At 44.2% G+C, this 21,736-nt stretch carries 15 protein-coding genes; 4 read left to right on the top strand and 11 right to left on the bottom strand.

Annotated elements, in window-relative coordinates; all coding sequences use genetic code 11:
• Positions 1–51 precede the first annotated feature (51 nt).
• From FS818_RS23075 to FS818_RS23030, 10 genes are all read right to left on the bottom strand, one after another.
• A complete protein-coding gene (locus tag FS818_RS23075) occupies positions 52–1,302 on the bottom strand; it encodes a TerD family protein (protein WP_145335062.1) in 1,251 nt (416 codons plus the stop codon).
• A gap of 238 nt (positions 1,303–1,540) precedes the next feature.
• Positions 1,541–1,951: a VOC family protein gene (locus FS818_RS23070; RefSeq protein ID WP_145335060.1), complete on the bottom strand. Its 411-nt coding sequence runs from the start codon at positions 1,949–1,951 to the stop codon at positions 1,541–1,543.
• 258 nt (positions 1,952–2,209) lie between these two features.
• Entirely contained in the window at positions 2,210–2,848 is a 639-nt protein-coding gene (locus tag FS818_RS23065) for a hypothetical protein (RefSeq protein WP_145335058.1), read from the bottom strand.
• Between the two features lie 207 nt (positions 2,849–3,055).
• Positions 3,056–3,832 (bottom strand): class B sortase, encoded by a 777-nt coding sequence (srtB, locus tag FS818_RS23060; protein WP_145335056.1) that lies wholly within the window; start codon positions 3,830–3,832, stop codon positions 3,056–3,058.
• A 22-nt stretch (positions 3,833–3,854) separates the two neighbouring features.
• Positions 3,855–9,914, bottom strand: a complete 6,060-nt coding sequence (locus FS818_RS23055) for a DUF7601 domain-containing protein (protein WP_145335054.1) — start codon at positions 9,912–9,914, stop codon at positions 3,855–3,857.
• A 403-nt stretch (positions 9,915–10,317) separates the two neighbouring features.
• Complete coding sequence (locus FS818_RS23050) at positions 10,318–11,808, bottom strand: aldehyde dehydrogenase family protein (protein WP_145335052.1); 1,491 nt, start codon at positions 11,806–11,808, stop codon at positions 10,318–10,320.
• A gap of 14 nt (positions 11,809–11,822) precedes the next feature.
• Positions 11,823–12,908, bottom strand: coding sequence for a 5-methyltetrahydropteroyltriglutamate--homocysteine S-methyltransferase (locus tag FS818_RS23045; protein ID WP_145335050.1), 1,086 nt, complete (start codon positions 12,906–12,908; stop codon positions 11,823–11,825).
• A 180-nt stretch (positions 12,909–13,088) separates the two neighbouring features.
• The gene (locus FS818_RS23040; protein WP_145335048.1) at positions 13,089–14,828 is read right to left on the bottom strand and encodes an ABC-F family ATP-binding cassette domain-containing protein; all 1,740 of its coding nucleotides are present in this window, start codon (positions 14,826–14,828) and stop codon (positions 13,089–13,091) included.
• 333 nt (positions 14,829–15,161) lie between these two features.
• Positions 15,162–16,025, bottom strand: a complete 864-nt coding sequence (locus FS818_RS23035; protein ID WP_145335047.1) for an aldo/keto reductase — start codon at positions 16,023–16,025, stop codon at positions 15,162–15,164.
• A complete protein-coding gene (locus FS818_RS23030) occupies positions 16,025–16,411 on the bottom strand; it encodes an ArsR/SmtB family transcription factor (protein WP_260984798.1) in 387 nt (128 codons plus the stop codon). The genes FS818_RS23035 and FS818_RS23030 overlap by 1 nt, the downstream gene beginning before the upstream one ends.
• A gap of 335 nt (positions 16,412–16,746) precedes the next feature.
• On the opposite strand from FS818_RS23030, the gene FS818_RS23025 reads away from it, so the two are divergent.
• The 4 genes from FS818_RS23025 to FS818_RS23010 all read left to right on the top strand — a co-directional run bounded on the left by FS818_RS23025 (position 16,747) and on the right by FS818_RS23010 (position 20,880).
• Positions 16,747–17,688: a YndJ family protein gene (locus tag FS818_RS23025; RefSeq protein ID WP_260989950.1), complete on the top strand. Its 942-nt coding sequence runs from the start codon at positions 16,747–16,749 to the stop codon at positions 17,686–17,688.
• A gap of 90 nt (positions 17,689–17,778) precedes the next feature.
• On the top strand, positions 17,779–18,231 hold the full coding sequence (locus FS818_RS23020; protein WP_145335041.1) for a HEAT repeat domain-containing protein: 453 nt from the start codon (positions 17,779–17,781) through the stop codon (positions 18,229–18,231).
• Between the two features lie 229 nt (positions 18,232–18,460).
• Positions 18,461–20,491, top strand: coding sequence for a right-handed parallel beta-helix repeat-containing protein (locus FS818_RS23015; RefSeq protein WP_145335040.1), 2,031 nt, complete (start codon positions 18,461–18,463; stop codon positions 20,489–20,491).
• Positions 20,492–20,685: 194 nt separating this feature from the next.
• Positions 20,686–20,880 (top strand): hypothetical protein, encoded by a 195-nt coding sequence (locus FS818_RS23010; RefSeq protein WP_090923557.1) that lies wholly within the window; start codon positions 20,686–20,688, stop codon positions 20,878–20,880.
• A gap of 165 nt (positions 20,881–21,045) precedes the next feature.
• On the opposite strand, the gene FS818_RS23005 is transcribed toward FS818_RS23010, so the two are convergent.
• Positions 21,046–21,426: an Imm1 family immunity protein gene (locus FS818_RS23005; RefSeq protein ID WP_145335038.1), complete on the bottom strand. Its 381-nt coding sequence runs from the start codon at positions 21,424–21,426 to the stop codon at positions 21,046–21,048.
• Positions 21,427–21,736 lie beyond the last annotated feature (310 nt).

Genomic DNA, 21,736 nt, shown 5'->3' with positions numbered 1-21,736 from the left:
TATTGCCAAAGTATCTCATGAATCTTTCATACTCAGCTTTTTCACCCTTAACTACTTATAGTCATTCATCGGCCCTTTATCCATGATCACTTCTACCATTTTGGACGATCCCATCTTGAGCTTGGGCCTGAACTCTGAATTCGGTTTACTATAAAGCTCCAATGGGCTTATTATTACACCGTCTGGTGTGTTATACAGTATTCCTGGTACACAGGTATATATCTTATCATTGTTATTAGCATTTTTAGCCGAGATCGTAACAGAGGTTCCCTCATGATTATCTATACTCATCGAGACCTTGTATCGGTAAAAAGAACCGGTCCCGTTGGACTGAGCTGAATAAACGACAGGAACAACCGCAAGAATATCATCTCTTAATCTTAATTTGATAACCTCTGTTTTAATGGCTTGGTTACTTCTCCCCACATCGCCCTTATGTTCCACGGCCCCGTTACCAAAGCTTTGAAGTGGCGGTACGCCCTTTGCACCAAACATCGCTACATCAATCTGCTTACCCTCCTTGGTGTAGACCAGAGCGTAGATATCGTAATCTGTTCCGGTTTCCCAAGATACCGTAGCCGTAATCTCTGGCGTTTTATCAATGAGTACTGACTTTTGCCCTTTTTCGAGATTAATCTTGCCGGATACCTTTTGAAGGTTTAATGATGACTTGGATGGTTGCGTATTTTTATGATCGGTTGCAGCACCACTTGTTGAATCAGGGGCTTTTGATGATGGATCGGGAGTAATCTGCGGTTTGGCAGGTTTACTTGGTTCGTCTCCTTCAACCTCAACACCATAGTTTTTACATAATCCTTCAAGCCCGGAATTAAATCCGCGCCAGATTGATTTTGCCTTGGTTTGCCCATTCCTTAGATATAATTCCAGAACTACGATCCCATTTTCGGTCGTGAATAGGGAGGGCGATAACTGAATAACTGTATTATCAGTACATATTTCGGCTGTCAGATTTTTTACATTTGAAAATCCCGTGTTATGATCCTCTGTCAGTGTTATCGCTATTTTGGTTATCCCTTCAGGAACTTTATCCATATCGAAATCAATTCTATGTACTTTGGTATTACCTGCTTGCTCGGAGGGTAAAAGAGTCGCTACACCTGTGGAACTTGTTGGTTGATTGTAAAAAATGATCCCGCTATCTCCTTGTACCTTGTCGGACTCCGTTAAAAGGAAGGCCGTTAATGAAACATCGATCGAATTCGAAATCTCGTGACTAATCCGGATACTCCCTTTTGCCGCACTTAAAGTTGTATTTGCTCCCATCTGAAGAAACTGACTCATCTAAGATCACTCCCTATCCCTTGATGTCTCGTACTCAAGCTGATCTTTTCGTTCCCAAAGCGCAGAATATGTACTGACTCACTTATATTACCACAAGAAGGAAATACTTAGGAGCTGAATCGCTGCCGTAGTTATGAGTTGCTTTTTTCCGCCAAATACAGATTTAAAAACGTCCTGTCTACTGATTTATTGAAAATCGTAAACAAGACGCGAGCTGATTTTATGCGTATATTACGGATCAATATCTCTCACTTAATCGTTGAATAGCTTCGTTCGTTATCGGTTGAAAGAAGTTTACCATGTTGCCCTCCGGATCACGAAAGAGCATGGAGCGGTTCCCCCACGGCATTGTGGTTGGTTGCTGCACCCAATCATGAATGTATGTCTTCAGGCGCTCGTATTCCGCTTCGATATCAGCAACACGGAACTCCAAAATGACCGGATGGTTCACGGCCCAGGTTGCATTTGTAGCATCCACTCCAAATAATACTGTAGTCTGGGTGTGCCCGATGGCAAGTGTACATGATGGTAAAACGAGCTCTGCGAATACAGGTGCGGGGCGCTCTGCCGGAACCCCAAGAACGTGCTCATAGAACGCCACCAGGCCGTCTACATCGTCAGTAATGATACGTACAGAAGCAAAATTCATAACAGATCATCCTCCCTAATTTTCTTCATTATTTCTCCCTAAATCTTGTTACTTACCTTTCTACCTTGCTGTACTGATCTGATTATAAAAAAACGCCACTGACAACGTTATGTCAGTAGCGTTTATAGACATTCTCTGAATTTACATATCACGAAGCAACGAGGTATCTAATTCCCCTCTCCCCAAATAACCGCTGCAGAGAACAGGACGGTTAAGGATTTCATATATTTTTTTATTATTGGTTATATGATCCCGCGCTTAAGAAAACTGACAGAAACCGGCTACAGGGTGTTCTAATTCAGTACCCATTTTGGCGAAAATATAAAGCGAGCCATAACCAAATGGATAATCCCCATCCTCTCGGATCAATGTTTCGGGATAACCATCTTCTTCGACTTGGAAAAAGAACGATAGTGCCCCTTTCTTGAGCTCTGCAAAATAATAGTCTTCATCCTGAATCAGTCTCGGATTACCGCCCACCTTAATTAAAAAGGGCTGCTCCATGGATTCTTCGTCCTTGCTTCGTTCTCCGTATGAGATGGAGTGTTTTATCAGATCCTTGTGAGTAAAGGAATCCCGCATGCTTTCTGCTGAAACAGGATGTTCAATCACCTTGATTGGGCAATGAGGATAGATGTTATTTTCCAAATAGGTATGACGCTCTTCAGGGATAAAGATCGAGATCATGCGCTCTGGTTTGAAGGGGTGGTTAAGGCTCAGATAAAAAGCATACTTTTGGTTACCTTCGTGGATGAGTTCTGATTGGTCGTCGAAAAACTCGGGCGCATTTCCGCCGATCCAGCCTGCTCTATATTCGTTGTTTAAGAACGGTTGGGCATAATAAAGAACAGACTCTACTCTAGTCGTCAAAATATTCGCTTGATTCTCTATCGGCACTTTACAACTCCCTCTCCGGAATCTGATATTCACTTGTTATTCGTAAATAGCACTCATCTCCATTATAAAGAAGACCTGTCTCTAATCCACCTACCTTTAACCTCATTCCTCGACTTCATTAAAAGTTAGGGGATAACGCAAAAAATCGCGTCCTCTACAGAGAGCACGCGAGATGAAACCCATTCATTTGGTGTTTGGTCATCGACCTTAACGCTTTTTAGCAACTACCGCTAGCCGGCCATTTTCAGTCGAATATTCACATGTGGACAGCACAACAAGTTTATCACCATACTGAGCGGTTACACCTGTGTCGTAAAGAGCGAGTTTTTTGATATTCTGAACATATGAATCGAACTCGGTGGACGTCTGTACATCCCCAATTTGATAATATTTAAACACGTCATCTGATTTACGATACACTTTGGATAGAATCACAGCAACGATCTCGTACTCTTCCTTTTCGTAGAGCGTGCTAAACTCGAATGTAGCGTGCTGTTTATAAAAGCTTTCACTCTTGTATTTCATTAGATCTTTAAACATCCAGCCACTCTTCATATGATGTCCGTGAATCAGCAAAATATCTGAACCCCTGATCTGGCTATGCCTGTCCAAAAAAGGAAGGCCACCTTGGGTTTCCTTCTTATCGAAATCATGATCCAGATAATAATCCGCATTCTGTGGATTTTGCATGACAGGATATTCAATTCGAGTGCCGTTAATCTTCAGCCAGCCCACAATGTCCGAGTTCCGCTCGTACAGGGCTTGAAATTCAGGAAGCATGACTCGCTTTTTATTCTTATTGAACAAAAAAGAGGGGATTACATCCCCTCCGTTTTTATTCGACCCTTCCTTCCACATGCTGGCCAACTCATCTATTTTCTGTTGCTCCGCATAATCTCGCAGCAACGTTCTCGAAATACCGATGAGAGAGAATACCAACACAAGGGAGGAAATGGCGATAAGAATTTTTTTGGTTTTGCTCATGTTCTTACCGCCTTTCCGGTCATTAAATGTGCTTTTTCTTCTTGTTACCGAGCAGACAGAAAGCGATCGTAATCAAGGACATCAGTGCCAAAATCATATAGAACATTGGCGATATACTGTTGTCTCCTGTTTTCGGAGCATCGTCCAACTCGTTGCTAACGTCATCCGTAACATGGTCACCCTTGCTCGCTCCACTGTTGCCATTATTGGTTCCCGTGTTGCCAGTGTTTGTCCCTGGAGTACCGTTATTGGTTCCGCTGTTGCCAGTGTCAGTTCCTGGGATACTGTTGTCGGTTCCTGGAACACCATTATCGGTTCCACTGTTCCCATTGTTCGTTCCGGGAGTACCATTGTTGGTTCCTGGAATACCATTATCGGTTTCACTGTTCCCATTGTTCGTTCCTGGGGTACCGTTGTTGATTCCCGGGATACCAGGATCGGTTCCATTGTTGCCATTATTGGTTCCTGGAGTACCGGTGTCGGTTCCACTATTGCCATTGTTGCCGCCGGATCCACCACCTGAACGGATCGGCTTCATTGGCACGTCGTATTTGACAATGTCAAAATCTACAGAAATCGTACCGCTAGTATGCGTTTCGTATCCATCCTTCGTTACGACCAGATAATAATCTGCTTCAGGAAATACCATGTACGCATAGAATCCGTTGGCATCGCTATCCTGCTCTGGACTCTTGTTGTCGTGCGGCGGGAAATTCGGAACCGCTGGGAGGGTTACTTTTGTACCCGGAATGCGGCCTTTATCTCTATTCCGCTGTGTATCCGCATAATACAGTGTAACTTTGGCTCCTTCGATTTTCTTGCCCGTGCTCGCATTTCCTGTAGTTTCATCATAGACCGTACCGTAAGGGTCGACTAATTCCTCAGAAATATTCAGCTCTCCGTTAGCTTTCACGTCGAGTTGCGTTACTTTGAGGAGTAACTCCTCACCAGTCTCCACTTGATAACGAACTTCCATGGTGTACTTCTGTTCGCTTAACCCTTCCACGGAGAACGTTCCGTTCGAAGCCATTGGAAAAGCCTTAGGGTGGCCATTTTCCGTAATATAATTACCGTCTCTATCTTTCAGGTAGATATACATATGGCTGGTATGCAAGCTGTTAAATAGCTCTGTTGTTCCGTCCATTTGTTTGAGCATAATGATACCTACAGCCGTGATATCCGCTGGAATGGTCTCGTCTGTAACACTGCTGTTTACATTTGCTTTTTGCGTAAACTTAACAGGTACATCTCTCCCGCCTACCCGGTACAACTTCGTATATGTGATCGTGTAGTCCGTATCAGCTACGGCTGGGACTGCATATTCACCCTTCTCATTGGTCTCAATCTGAAGCTCTTCGCCTGTCTTCAGATCAGTCACTGTGATGGATGCGTTCGGAATGACTTCTCCCGTATTGTTGTCACGCAGTACACCTTCCAGATAAGGGCGAGTATTTATAAATTTAGCTTCAGCCGCTTTTTTCTCCGGAATCACACCCGTGCGAACAAAACGTTCAGGGTCTGTCACATAACCATCTTTCGTATAATCGTCCTGCGTTACCGTATATTCGAGAGATGAAGGCAGGCCTTGCACGACAAGTGTCTGGCCATCGGTAAGCTCGAAGCTATCGCCGTTCTTGATCGTGCCCTTGCTACCATCTGACTTCTCATAGGCGTAGGACTCCTCTGATCCCTCACCTGTGAAGGTGACTGTGTACTTAAACAGCTTGCTCTTATCTTCTTCTTTGCCTTTCACTGTGTTGCTGATGAGTAGTCCGCCCTTCAAGACGCGCACGTTCGTGAATGGAGCTTCTTCATCCATGCCTTTCATCACTTCGGAATAATACCGTTCCTCAGGAGTAGTCATGTATTCATCGGTTGTGTAATCTTTTTGGCTAACTGTGTATCTCAGATGTTTAGGCAGGCCTGAAATATCCAGTGTCTCTCCGTCCTTGAGGCGGAAGGTGTCGCCAGACTTGATCGTGCCTGTACTATTATCCGACTTCATGTAAGAGTAGCTTTCATCTTTGCCTGTTTCTTCAAAGTGAATGGTGTACTCGAACTCCTTCGTCTTATCGCCACCGTTGCCCATGACCGTATTACTAATGGTCAGCTTGTTAATGATTCGTTCGTTGATGAAGTCCGCTTTATGATCACCTTTGTTCACAATGGAGCCGGACAGCTCTCTGGTATCAGGTGTCGTTGTATACCCATCAACGGTCGTATAATCGTCCTCGGTCACGGTATAGACCAGATTCGCAGGCAAAGCCGGAAGAACTACAGATTCCCCATGCTTGAGGATGATCTTGTCTCCATTTTTGAGCGTTCCAGACGTATTATCCGATTTCTTATAGACATACGCTTCGTCCTGACCTTCACCGGTGAAGGTCACAGTGTATACAAATCCTTTGTTCGGATCACTGCCGTTGCCTTCTACCTTATTGGTAATGGTCAGCTTGCCTTGGGCAGGTGTAGGCACAATCAGCGGTTGATCCGAGGTTACTTTTACCCCGTCTACCCAGAGCGGTTTCCCCGGCGTACTTCCTACATATACTTGATAAATCCTTGTCGTAGGCAACCAAGTATTTGTGTCAATATACGTCTCCTTCAGCTCATAGTAGCCCGGGTCAGGGAATAGCAGATTGAGTTTACCTAAACTATCCGTCTTCCCTTTGGTAACTGTAGTTCCAGTGTCTTTTTTATAGAGTGTAAATTCTACGTCTTTCAGCGGATTTCCATTCGGATCTACTTTTCGCAGAGGTAACAAAGCATTGGAGCTTGAACTACCTGCTACGTCCGAACTGTCCAGTGTACTTTCACTTCTGGCACTGACAGTACTCAGACTGTCATCGCCCTTCAGTTTTACCTCGTTGCCCATCTTGTCTCCGGCTTTCGCTTTCGAAGGATCAACTTCAGTCTGGTATACAAACTGGTAAAACTTATTCGGATTGTTCATTTTGAATTTGAGAACGGTAGTCCCATCTGCACCTGGTGCAACCTCTACTTGTACTTCGCTATTAGGATCGCTCAGGTCGAGGGCTTCGCCTCGTTCCAGCGTACCACTGGCTGTTAGCTTAGCAGGATAGACGGCCATACTAGGTGATGTCAGCACAAGGTTGCCGTTAACTTCGTAACGTAAGTTCATGCCTGCACCCAGGGTGTCCTCCAGATAAACGCCCTGCTTCATGTTAAATGGCGGAGTATAGTTTACTGTCCATTCCAGCACACCTGGAACAGGTTTAGTTACCGACTTGCCCAGAGTCTGGATCGGTACGATAATCTTACGCTGTTCAGAGACAGTCTTTTCTACACCACCCCAAGACATATGGAGGTCAGCTTTGTTATATACCACTTGCTTGTCCGTGCCATTCGTCGTGTATTCGTTCAAATATTCCTCTAAAGCTTCGTTGGAAGGTCTTGCCTTCACCAAGATAACATAAGGACTTTCCAATTTAGAGAAAGTGAACGTTCCTACGTTGCCGTTATGGGTGAAGGAGCTTACGACATGAGCATCCGTGCCTGGTTCAATAACGGTTTTGGCATCGTTTCTCGTACCGAATTCTGTACCTGCACCATTGTCGGATAATCCTTTCCAGAGTTCATAATCTTTACCTTCCGAAAAAGGAACAAACTCCCAGCCCACAGGCAGTGTGTCCACTAGCTTGATGTTGCTAACGACTCGATTACCGCCATCTTTAGCCATTTCTTCTGTGTTATATCCAGGCATGTTTACGCCTAGACGGAAGGTGACTGTCTTGGTTGTCCGGTCATAAGCAGAAATCGTCCATGCATCATTACTATCGTTTCGAATGTAACTGTTAACGTTATTAGGGCTAACATTTTCAAGTGTGCCATCTTCTTTCAATGGCCTCGATGCAAAGAGCAAATCCTTATTCAGCATACGAAGGTGAAGATTGGCGTTGTTTTGCGCTTGTCTTACGTTTTCACCATCAATGAGCAAAGCACGATTCGAACTTGTTTTCCCTGCGTTGATGTCCTGTCTAAAAAGGACGTCCGGGTTGGTCTCCAGTGCACGGAAGCTGAAGGACGCGGAACTATCCGTATATCCAGTCACCTTGATCAAATCTGCCACCACTTTACCATCCACCGTTAAAGGGATCGCCTTCGTTGTCAGATTGGCTGCACTCGTATTCAGCGTTCCTGCCTTATACTGCTTCCAAAGCTGCGCGGAAGTTACATTTGCTTTGATCTTCGCAATGGTTTCTGCACTCACTTCACCAGTTACATCTACGGCGTTGTCCAAGACGTCCAAATTACCGCCATGTACGAGGACATCATATACCGCCGCATTTGGCAGAGCATATTGTGGAGCAAGGTTAACCGTCCATGTGATGCTGCCTTGGTTATAATCCTCTGTAGAAACAGCTCCTGATTTGGTGAAATTATGCGCACCAATGTTGACGGTGGCCTCGTCCGTTACTGCTGCGGGTCTCGTACCCGCCTTCACATCGTTATTCTGTATATCAGCCGGTGTATCCAGATTCCAGTTGGCACGAGGATCGATTCTGAAACTGGAACCGCTGATTACTTTGCTTTTAATAAATAAATCCACTTTACCGTTAATATTGCCAAAAGAATACACACCGTTTTCATCTGGTGTAATGGATGTTAATCCAGATTCGGTGCCATCCTCTTGCCATTCAGCCGATACAAAGTTCAGCCCGGCAGGTAAAACGTTAGTAATCGTAAAGTCCTTTAACCCTCTTTTATTATATTGGTTAACTGTGACTTTCCAAGTAATGGTTTCACTCGCATGGTCGTAAGAGGCACTGGATTGAATCCAGTCGGGAGCAAAGGACATCTCCAGCCCAGCCTGCACCAGCATGCTATTGTCTTGTCTCAGTTCCACCTTACCATTCATATCCCGGTGGCTACGCCCCAGATTGCTTGGCGGATTCCGATACTCGTAATAATACGATTCCTTAGAGATCCAGGTTTTATATTCTACTTTTGGCTCTGGACCTGTTCCTGATGGGAAAATGTAAGTCAGCGATCCGTCTGCTCCAACGACTGGCGATACGTTCTGATCGTTAACTTTGAAGGAACCCTCCACATAAATACCGCGTGAATTTCCAGGGTTTGTATTATACGCTGACGGATTGGTATAAAATGTCTTCCCGTCTAATGGCAATTTGATCGTTTTATCAAACTGGTCAGATGCGGATACGGTTGACTGCCAAGTAATCGCGCCTTCAACAAATTGAGCCGGTTGAATTCCACGATAACTATACTGATCCCACCTGATCATTCCAGGCGAGGTTAACGTGATACCATACTCTGCTGTAACGTTTGGATTCTCTAGCTCATATGTGCTACCGAAGATGTTAACAGGCTTTTTATCGCCATAATTCAATCCCGTTACATCTGCATCAGCTGTCGTTTCGAAACTGAAAGTAATACCTCGTCCTACCCCATTGAAGAAGTTATCATCACCATCGAAGACAACTCGAATGCTATTTGGAGTGAAATAGGTCGTACCCAGCTGTTTGGTGCCTGAGTCAGTCTGTGCATACAGGGGTCTCGTTGCTGTCGGAAGCACGACTTCCTTGAAGTAATCCTCCCTTTTCAGCTCAATCCAGTCACCCTTTTGAATGTATTTCTCAGGATCTGCATCCGTTGGATTGGCGTCATCCCCATTGACGGGTACCTTGAGCCCTTCCGATTTGAGCGTAAATGGTTTACGCCCCTGAATAATACCGTTCAGGTCAATAACCACATTCCCTTGCTTCAACTCCAGTGGGAAGGATACATTAGACTCCATAAATACTGCTGTTTTGTCCATTGGGACTGCTGCTGCCCTCATTATGGAATTGTTGGGTACATCTTGTACTTCCTCCGATCCTGAGGACGATTCATCCACAATCGGTGAGTCGGGCTCACTAACCGTTTCCTCGGATGGTTCGTCCACAATTGGAGAATTGGGCTCGCTAACCGCTCCTACTTCAGTATCGTTAGGTACACTCTCTGCATATGCAGCAGTGGAGAACATCACTGTCTGCATAACAAGCATAATTGCCAAAAATAACGACAATAACGGTTTACCTACATTGCGTCTTTGCTTCAATACGAGAATCTCCTCCATTTCTAAAATTTTGGGCGGTACCCGGAAACTTTTTCTCTCCCCTTACCCGCTCTTCTCCTTACAACAGGACATTGATGAACAATCTCATCTAATTTATATGGCATACCTGACCATTATAAATTAGAGGTCTAACCAAATTCTGACCACCCGCATATTTGCCCTTTAGAGATGATTTGTACTGAGTTGCCTCCATTAAATAAGTGCTACATTTTAGCGATAATATGGATCACGAATCTTATATGGAAGCAAAAAAAACGCCCTGTCTACTGATTTAACAATCAGTAAACAAAGCGCAAATTGAGGCCTACATTCCATGTTTAATTCTAATTTCACATCCTATTTATTTCCTGCATACTGTCGATGTGATGTGTTATTCGATTAAAATCTATTCAGGTATATACGGAAGATCCAGCATCTTCGGAACGTTGATCACATGTTTTTCCGTATATGTGAGAATACCCTCTGCGCCGTATTCACGGCCAATACCCGATTGCTTGAAGCCACCAAAAGGGAACCGAACATCAAGCCCCTGCACAGCTGCTGTATTGATCATGGTTGTTCCAGCTTCGAGTTGACGTGCCAAAGAGATGGCATCCTCTTCTTTTCCCCACACAGAACTCGTAAGTCCATATATGCTCTCATTGTGCAGTTTAATAACCTGCTCTTCATTGTCAAATGGCAGAACCGGAACCGTCGGGCCAAACTGTTCCTCCACGACAATCGGATCATGAACATCGCAATCCAAAACAAGTGTAGGTTGCAGGTAGTAGCCTTGTTCAAACCGCTTTGGATCGAGGATTTGGCCGAGAGGGATGACCTTGGCCCCGCGCTTCTGCGCATCTTCAACCAAACCATGCACGTACTCTCTCTGCTTCAGGTTATTAACGGGCCCCACCGTCGTGTTTGGATCAAAAGGATCACCAATTCGAATCCAGTGATTGGCCGCCTCTATATATTTTTCCACAAATTCATTATAAATCGAACGGTGTACATATACGCGTTTGGCAATCATGCAGATTTGGCCTGTCGTCAAGAAGTTAGAGATGACAATCCGGCGCATGGCTCGCTCATCATGAACATCAAAGCTTTCCAAGAAGATCGCCGCGTCATTCCCGCCAAGCTCCAGCGTCATATCTTTAATCGTATCGGAAGCGGCTTTGATAATATGCTTCGCTGTTGCGGTTCCGCCTGTAAAGGCGATTTTCGTCACAAGAGGATGACTCGTCAGTTCAACGCCCACATCCGCATCACCGTATACAACATTGATTACACCTGCCGGGAACTCACTCGCAATGATCTCTGCCACCTTCGCCGCCGCCAGTGGTGCATATGGACTTGGTTTAAGCACGATCGTATTGCCCGCAAGTAAAGCTGGAGCGATCTTGATTGTAGACAGAGCAATCGGATAATTCCATGGACTAATCGCTGCTACCACACCGATCGGATCATAGGATACAATCGTTTTACCATGGTCATGCTCGTGGATCTCTTCTGCCAGAACGGATGTTGCTTCATTACAAGCATATTCCATCCACATCAGCGAAACAAACATCTCACCATGTGCATCATACAGCGGCTTACCATGCTCTCTAGACAGCAATTGCACAATGTCATGCTCCGCTGCTCTAATTTTCTCTATCGCCTTGCGCATCCGAGTAATGCGTTCGTCAATGGAGGTCTGCTTCCATGTTTTAAAAACTCCTGCCGCCGCTTCAATGGCGATGACCGCTTGTTCTTTGGTCGTGACAGGGAAATAACCTACGATTTCAGCTGGATTAGCCGGATTCTCTTTTGCTAACTGCGAAAGGGATTTTACATGTTGACCGTTAATGAAGGCTTCAACTGTAACTGTCTCTTGATCTGCTTGAATTGTCATATGAAATCCCTCCGTTAATTCCATACTTCCTCTGCAATTTCCTTAACGTAACGAAGTTTACGCCATTGTTGCTCTTCCGTTAGAATGTTGCCTTCCTCGGTGGAAGAAAAGCCGCATTGTGGGCTCAAGCAAAGCTGTTCCAGAGGTACGTAGGTTGCCGCTTTTGCGATCCGGGCTTTAATCTGTTCTTTATTTTCCAACTCACCGGTTTTCGATGTGATTAAACCAAGCACGATTTTCAAATCTGTTCGATTCACATATTTTAATGGCTCGAAACTACCTGAGCGCTCATCGTCAAATTCTAAAAATAACCCATCTACATTTAAGCCTCCAAAAATAACTTCAGAAGCATAATCGTAACCACCTGTTGAGAAATAATTGGATTTATAGTTCCCCCGACAAATATGCATCGTCACAACTAAATCGGCCGGTTTATGAGCCAAAGTTTCATTAATCATGCGCTGCATCGTTTTCAACTCTACTGCCGGCTCCAAACCTTTAGCACGCAGTTTATCATGACCAGCCTCTGAGAATAGGTCTGCCCAAGCGGTATCATCTAATTGCAGATAACGACATCCTGCATCATAAAAGGCTTGAATGGCTTTTTGATAGGCCGCAATCGTATCCTGAAGAAATTGCTCCCGATCCGTATAGCTGTTGGCGCCGTTTTCCAATCGATAGAGAAGCATATTCGGACTTGGAATGGTTTGTTTTGCAACGGCGTCACCTGCATGTTTTTTCACATATTTAAAGTGCTCCACAAAGGGATGCGTAGAGAAATCGACTTTGCCTACCACCCGAATTCCGCCCTTGCGAGTCTGCATGTTATGGAATTTAGGTCCATCAATCTCTTCATACAACTCTACGCCATCCAAGCCGCCCAGAAAATCAAAATGCCACCAGCTTCTGCGGAACTCACCATCCGTAATAGCGAATACGCCATTTTCTTTTTGTTTCTCGATCAATCGGATAATCTCTTGATCCTCGACATCTCTTAGTTCCCCATATGTAATTGTGCCAGCTTTATATTGTTCACGTGCCTGACTCAAGTTCGCAGGACGTAGGAAGCTTCCAACATGATCGTTACGAAATGGTATCATAGAAAAATCTCCTTCTAACTTTTAGTTTCCTGAGTATAGCATGCTCAAAATGATTACCTGTAATATGAAAAAAGCATGACTGGTCATAGCTTTTAGCAATACCAAAAAGCCCTCAACAAGCAAAAAATCCACAACCTCGTCGGGTAGTGGATTTATAAAGTGGAGTGCCAGCATTGATGATTATAGTTGCTTAATGATGCCTTCCAGCTCATCGATCAAGCCTTTTGCGCGTTCAAAATCTGTATTTTTCAAAGCCAATTCAATCTGCATTTCAACGGCCTTTTTATTTTGTTCATTTTGCAAATAGTCTTTATTGAAATGGCTGGCGTAAATCATCTGTCTGAACTTGCGCATGCTCATTTTTCTGATCGTCTTGTTCTCAATGATAAGTACATAATCCATGCCGTTAACGACCGAATAGAAATCATGCGAAACCATGAGGATCGCGCCTTGATATTCTTCAATGGCTTTCTCCAGGGCGATCTGCGAATAGATATCCAGGTGGCTTGTCGGCTCGTCAAGAAGCAACAGGTCAGCTTGCACCCCGGCAGCTTTAGCCAGTTGAAGCATGTTTTTTTCTCCGCCGGACAGCGATTCGATCCTTTGACCCAGGATTTCGCCTTCAAAGCCGTAGTTCACAAGGTAGGCTCGGATCTCATCATACGTCTCAAACCCCGCATCAATGAATTCATGAAGGATCGTATTTGAATCTTTGAGCGTTTCGCCTTGAAGCTGTGATAAATAAGCCACGTTGAGAGCCTCATTGATTTCGATGAATGGCTGATTGTTTTTGAAAATATCCCGAAGCAACGTCGTTTTTCCGGTACCATTGGGTCCGATAATAGCCACTTTATCTGTCGATTTGATCTCAAAGCTCACATCTTGCAGAACTAGCTCATCAAAGGAAACGCTATAGTTATCAACCTTGATCACGATGCTGTCTTCGACTTGATGATCCAGGTCAAACCGAATATTCGGCTGCTTGATGTCGACAAACGGTGCTTTGATTCTACGCGCTTCCAACCGTTCTTGAAATTTCACTCTCGCTTTTAACGCTCTTCCTCTGGAAGCTTCCGAATTAATCGTTGCGATGGCTCTGAGATTTTCGATGACACCATCGTATCTTTCGATCTCTTCCGCTTCAGCAACTGCGATTTCCTGCAGTTCAATCTTCGTCTGAAGCAAGGAGAAATTGTACTCGATATATCGTCCGTCGAACTCCTGAAGCTCCATGTTCTCAAGGTGGATGATTTTGTTGAAACAATGATTCAACAGATAGCGGTTATGCGTAACGACCAGTAACATGCCTTTATGGGAATTAATCAATTTTTTAAGCGCATTGAGGTTTTCGAAGTCTAGAAATACATCCGGCTCATCCATGATCATCAGATCCGGATTGCGGAGCATTTCCTTCATGACTTGAATAAGCTTGAATTCACCACCGCTTAAGGACGATAGGCTCGCATCCTTCAGCTTCATGAGGTTGGCCAGGTTTAGCTGTTTATGAATGGTGTTTTCATAATCATCTCCGCCCATAGCCTCCAGTGCGTCCAAAGAAAATTGCACTTTTTCCATTAGTGAATCCATATCCGATGTGTTGGCCATTTCCGCATAAATCGCTGAAATCTCATCCTGAAGCTTAATAAACTCTTCTGCGATATATTCAAAAACCGTCATTTCAGTCGCTCGGTCTACCTGTGAGAACTGACTCATATACCCGATGGTGCAATCCGGATCGATCTCCAGCTTCCCCTCGAACAAATGTCTTTCCGGGTCCATCAGGATTTCAATCAACGTACTCTTGCCACTACCGCTTGTGCCGATAAAAGCGCAGTGTTGGCCCTCTTCGAGGGTAAAGGAAATGTCTTTATAAAGTTCTTTCTGTGGAAAAGAAAAAGATAAGTTTTGGGCTTTGATCATGGTGTTACCTTTCTTGGTATCTAAAATAGTGTAATTATTGTGTGGGGTTGTTGCAAAACGTAAGTTTGAATAAGCCTGCAGTTGTCGATTCTCAGCGTAACACCGATTGAGGGTAAGTACAATTGATTTGTATTTCTAGGCACGAACCAAAGTTTGGCTTTGTCAGATCACTGCTTAAAATGAACCAGTAAACCAGCTCCCAAAACGTTCAATTGTTACTAGAGGGTTCAGTTAACGATGACTTTGTGTTTACTTGTGGTACATTTCTCCGCACTGTCTGTAACAGCACGTTTAGGGCCATCCTTTATCGGATGGCTCTTTCGTTATGCGTTATTATGGACGACTGAATAGCTTCATAAAGTGGATGTAAATCGGATGGACCATAAGACCTGTCGGGCTCACGGAGTACCTTTTCCCCCTGTCCAAGCGGCGAATATGTTCCATTTCCTCTGCACTCAACTCAAAGTCGAATAGTTCACTGTTCTCTTTTATCCGCTCAGGATTTGATGATTTCGGGATCGCAATAATGCCCCGCTCCAGATGCCAGCGCAAAATGACTTGTGCCACCGATTTTCGGTGTTTATTAGCAATTGCGAGCAGTTCCGGGTGCTCCAGCAATTCTTTGCTCCCCTGACCTAACGGGCCCCAGGCCTCGTGCAGAATCTGATTTTTCACCATATAATCATGCAACTCACGTTGTTGGAATTCCGGGTGTGTCTCGATCTGATTCACCATCGGCAAGATCCGGGCATGTTTCTTAAGGTGCTCCAAATGCTCGATCTCGAAATTAGCCACGCCTATGACTTTGATCCGGCCTTCGTCGTATAACTCTTCCATCGCTCTCCAGGCATCCACATAATGGGCACCGGCAAAATGAATTAAATACATATCGAGATACGTTACGTTTAGTCTTTGGCAAGTTCGCTCAAATGTCTTTTTCGTCGCATGATATCCGAGATCCGTTGTCCATGCTTTCGAGGTGATGAAGAACTCTTCCCGAGGAATGTCACTTTTTTGAATGACTCGGCCTAGCGCTGCTTCATTACCGTAAATTTTTGCTGTATCAAAATGGCGATACCCGGCTCGAATAGCTTCCTCAACCGTTCTCTCGAAAGACTCCCCTTGCTTGATCTTGTATAGGCCGAATCCGAGTTGCGGAATATCGACTCCGTTTGCTGCTTGCATTGTACGTTTCATCAAAGATCGTCCCTTTCATTGGTTCGGGATCGTGATTCCGTGGCTGGCTCCTCACATTGTTCAAATAGCTTATCAATCTCGCTCGCCAAGTTTTTCAACGACTTCAGCTTGCTTCCGGCGTCCAGCCGATAAAAGTTACGAGTTCCTTCTTTGTGAACGCTGATAATCTGCGCTTCTTTCAGTATTTTCAGGTGATGTGATACAGCAGGCCGGGAGAGGTGTGTTTGCACTCTGATCTCACCCACACGCATGCCCGTTTTCTGCGGTCCTTGAATCAAAGCCATCAAGATCGCCTGCCGAGTCTCGTCTCCGATGGCATTCAGCACCTTCTGGTTGTTCTTAAATTCGATCGCGATCGTATTCAAATATTGCTGTTCGACGGGAATCTCCCCTTTTCGTTGAAGCGTTTAATTCTTTTGACGAATATAAGATACCACGATCTCAGAATCAGCAGTACTTCGGGAAAGAAATCCAAGAACAACATTTTTCCAATTTCACAGGATTTTTAGAGAAATTGCTGTGACTTGTGGTGATAAGGTCGACCATGGTATCTAGAGGTTCTCGTTTTATATGCTAGGCCATATTTTGAAAATCAAATGTGTTAAACTTAAACGAGCATTGCTCATCTATTCTAATGAATGCTACATACCCGAATGTAGGCCGTTTATACAACAAATATAGGTAGAAAGGAACTGCCATGAAGCGTGCTCTGAAGCAACCAATGAAGTCATTATTATTGCCTGTGATTCCCGGTGGAATCATGACGATTCTTATATTTTATTTGAATTACTTCCAATTCCAGCTTGTTGAGAAATTCATACTGTTTGCGGCTTTCGTCATTGTTCCTCTTGTCATTTTACTTTTGAGATATGATGCACAGAATAAACAGCAACGAATAATGTTCGTTCTTATGAAGTGGCTTCAATATCCGGCCGCGCTTCTTACCCTATTTTCCGTCATGAGCAATAAGATGTGGGGTTTCGAAGGTACGGTAATACCAGGCATGCTCTCCCTGGGTTGGCTATTGTTCACACTACTACTTGGTAGTTATGGCTTGACCACGATTGTGATGGCTAAAGGAAAAGCAGCGGAAATCGCGATTGGCGCGGGACTTGTTTACTTTTTTATCGGGGGCATATGGTTTACGTTATATCAATATCAAGTGGAGCTCTTCAATGCCAATGTTACTACGCATGCCTTAAGCTCGGTTCACTTTCATTTCTCATCTGCGATCGTTCCGATTTTCATTGGTGCACTGGGACGGATTATGACGAAAAAAAGCTGGTATCCCTGGGTGGTTGCCATCGATATCATCGGACCGCTATTGATTGCTTTTGGGATGATTTTCTCCAAGCCGATCGAATACATCGGTGTTGCTTTATTCGCCTGTAATATTGTCGTTTATACCGCTTATCTCCTGGCTTACTTGAGGAAAAACGCTTTGAATATGCAGGCATCCTTCTTCCTAGGCCTTTCTTGTCTAGCCTTTTACACGGTTGTTGTCATCTCCATCTTCTATCCGTTACTGAAAAATAGGTACTCCTTAACCATTCTCGACTTTATTCCTATTTACGGAGCTCTACACGCATTTGGTTTTGTCTTATGTGGACTGATTGGTTGGGTGTATATGGTAAACGCTACGACTAACCAATCGGCTTCATAGGAGTAGTTTAGTCAGGTTCGTGCTATAATAGGGATCACGTAAATAACATTCATCATTTGCCGAGACGGCGATGATTAAGGAGATTGAATTTTGACGAACAACCATGATATTGAAGCAGTTAACGGACTACCAGAGAACTTTGAAGAGCTCAAACGAGCGGCTAATCGGACTTCAAGCTGGAGAGACAGACTGAACGCGGTGAACGAATTGGGGAACTGGGACACAGAACCTACCATTAAGTTACTGCAGAATGTTTTGAAAAATGATCAAGTGTTTCAAGTGCGCGAAGCTGCATACCTCAAGCTCAAACAGTTGGGTGAAGATGTACAAATGCCTGCCAAAAACAAAGGCGAGCTGTTTAAAGGTACGAACAAAATTTTGCTACGGATCAAAAAAAGCCTTCCCGAAGGTCACACATTCGAGGCATTCAAGGAAAAACTGCAAAAGACACGTCTGGATCTCTATGATACTTACGAGGGCGACAAGGATGCTGAGTTCGACTCCTGGCTCCATGGTATTTGGGAGACACTAGGTAGAAGATAAGATAGCTGCTGTTCACCATATGAATAGACGAATGCAAAATAATAGCCGAGTAAAAAGCCACTTCAGAAAATGGAGTGGCTTCTTTATTTCTTCTGGGTCATCTCCATGAGGTCAATGTCACCAGAGTACCTGTTCATAAAACATCCATCTTCCTGTATATCCCATTACATTTATTTACTAGTATAATAGTGGAAACCAACAAACATTTTGAAATAGAAGGAGAGCTGTTATGGAATATCATGTATCCATACATGGGAATGATCAAGGAAAAGGAACCGCAGATCAACCCCTTCGTACCATATCACGCGCTGCGGCTCATGCCATGGCTGGTGATACCGTTATTGTTCATGCGGGAGTATACAGGGAATGGGTTAACCCGGCGAATGGAGGAACAGCCGAGCATCGAATCGTGTACCGTTCCGCAGGAGACGGCGAAGTCGTGATTACAGGAGCTGAGCGGGTTACCGACTGGAAGTCCGAAGGAGAGAACGTTTGGAGCACCGAAGTGCTAAATTCCATCTTTTCCGTTCGTAATCCCTTTGAAGTGGAGCTTAGTGGAGATTGGTTGTTCGACGGGCCCTTCCCGGTTCATCTTGGCGATGTATATTTGGATGGAAAATCATTGTATGAATGCCCTAGTGTTGAAAGCGTTCACAATCCGGAGGTTTGGCCCGAAGCGAAATATCCCGAGGATTCACTATTAAAATGGTATGCCGCAGTCGGTTCTACCACGACGAAGATCTGGGCTAATTTTGGCGGAAAAGATCCTCGTAATGAAAATGTAGAAATCAATGTGCGTCCTTATTGCTTCTGGCCTGAGAAGCCAGGATTGAACTATATCACCGTGAGTGGGTTCACATTACGTCAAGCTTCGCCTCAATGGGCACCGCCTACGGACTACCAGGAAGGTTTGATCGGACCCCACTGGAGCAAGGGCTGGATTATTGAAAATAATATAATCAGTGAATCCAAATGCGTTGGTATTAGCCTGGGCACCGAAATGGGTACAGGTCACACCAACGCTTTGGAAAAGCGTAGTAAAGGCGGGACTCAACGGGAGCAGGAGGTTATTTTACGCGCATTACGTTCCGGCTGGCATAAGGATCGAGTCGGCAGTCACATCGTGCGAGGTAATGTAATTCATGATTGTGAGCAGGCAGGTATTGTGGGTCATATGGGAGTAGCTTTCAGCCACATTTACCAGAACCGGATTTATAACATTCATCACAAACGGCTCAGACACGGTGCCGAAGTCGCGGGAATTAAACTGCATGCTGCACTAGATACCCAAATTAACGAAAATATCATCTATAGCTGTTACCGTGCGCTTTGGCTTGACTGGCAGGCACAGGGCACCCGGATTAGTCGTAATGTATTTTTTGACAACATTTCAGAAGACCTCTTTGTTGAGGTATGCCACGGTCCATATATGGTCGATCACAATCTATTTCTCTCACCCATGAATTTCAGAAATATGGCCCAGGGCGGAGCGTTTGCCCATAATTTATTCGCAGGTCGATTTGTCGTTCGTTCCGAAATTACCCGGATTACGCCATATCACTTCCCTCACGAGACGGCCATGGCGGGATACTCCAATATCACGGGGGGCGACGACAGGTACTACAACAATATCTTTTTAGGTGATAACGACGCTGATGCCAATAAGGAACCTGTTCCCATCACCTTTTTTGAACATCTTCCCCTCAAACCAAGGGATGCCGTTGGAGAGAACGGGAAGACGGTCATGGATGGGGTTCCGGACGATTCCATTTGTTATCTGCATGCTGTCGGACTTGGTGGCTACGACAAACACCCGAATGTGAAAGATAAAAAGTGGTGGGAATACACCAAAGAAGAGCTTATGGAGCTTGGCGATGCCGCGAAGGATTTCTTTATCGGCAACGCCGTTCTTCCGGTAGCTATGGGTGGCAATGTATATCTCAATCATGCGGTTCCAAGTCATCACGAATCAAGTGCGAAGATACATTCACAGGAGGGCATAAACATTGAGATTGATCCTGGGCTGGGTAAGGTGCAGGTGCAGATCAATGAGCCCGAATTGCTTTGGGGCACATCTGCGATGGTGATTACCACCGACCTGCTTGGAAAAACGTATCACGCCGATATGAAGTATGAGGAACCCGACAGCACTCCATATCGCTTGGACTCCGACTTTTTCGGCACAAAAAGACCCGATGCAGATGTCACGCCAGGTCCGTTTGAGTTAAGCGAGAAGGGTAATGTTAAGTTTGAGATTTAGATTGTTATTGAGGGTCCAGTCACTTTGGGTGACTGGATCTTTTTTGTGCGGAGCCTATATTTCGATAATCAGGAAATAAGGCTTTGCTTGAAACAACACTCTAATTGTATTTGGGATAGCCTCTTACTTCAAAGAGGTTCAGATCGTTTCTGATCTCAGAATGAAGTTCGTCCACTAATATCTTTAGGATTGTTATGGAAGTGGCTACATTGCTCATTGGAGCAACGAAAACATATGATAAAGTTACAGAAGCCTATGTTGAGAATGCTATCAAAAATGAGTTTAAAGATGAACTTCCCTTCTTAGTCACTCGGAATTCTTTAATTGAGGAATTTGGGCTTATTGGAACGAATGAATATGTGAAACTTAAATTCGGTACTAGTGACTGAGGATTAGAACATATCTTAAGCAAACAATAGTAGTAACGTTTCAGTAGATGGTACTTGTGACGTTAAAAAGTATAGACTTGTTGTTAGTAGCGACTATGAAGTAGTACTTTATATCCTTTGGGCTGGAACCTAGCTGAATCTAAATCAAAACGATATACTAATAAACTACAATTCCATCCATTTAATACATGTTGGACGAGTTTTCGTCTTGAAAAATTCTGTGCACGCATCAGTCATTTGTTTAACTGTAATAACCATTGTACTTGCTAAAACTACTTCTGCGCCATGAACATCCTCGTAAAAGGTAACCGTTTCGTCCCTAATATTGTCATCACCGTAAGAAGCAAAAGTTCCCTTTTGTTCAGCATCTAAAAAGTACAACACACAATAATCATCCCGAACAAAAGCACATAATTGAGGGGCACCACTTCCTTCAAAGGTAAAAATAAACTGATTGGCATTAAATGCTGGACGATTTCGAATAAACTCAATTACCTGCGATTCTTTATTTATTACAATTTCTCTATTAAAATCATTAGCATACATTTGTAAGACCTACTTTCAGTAGCATAAAAAGGGATTTCCTCACCTATACAAGTCCTTGAGGCACATAAGCTAAAAAGAGTTTAAGAGCCCTCCTTATTTATTCTCATGTCCAATTTTTCACCCTACTTGTGGTACGGTTCTCCGTATCGGGTCTATCGGCGTAAATTGTGCTGCGATGTACCGTAGTCAAGATTCTATACCCGCTTGGTGAATTTCCATCAAACCTTAACATAAATGAAATGCCACCAAAGTAATCAGTAAGATAATTTCGCTAAATAGCTTCGGAGGCGTTATCAACGGGTATTCCTTA

This window comes from Paenibacillus xylanexedens (assembly GCF_007680605.1).
GTDB lineage: Bacteria > Bacillota > Bacilli > Paenibacillales > Paenibacillaceae > Paenibacillus > Paenibacillus xylanexedens_B.
Note: the sequence above shows the minus strand (reverse complement) of the source record. Positions and strands in the feature narration are given on the sequence as shown.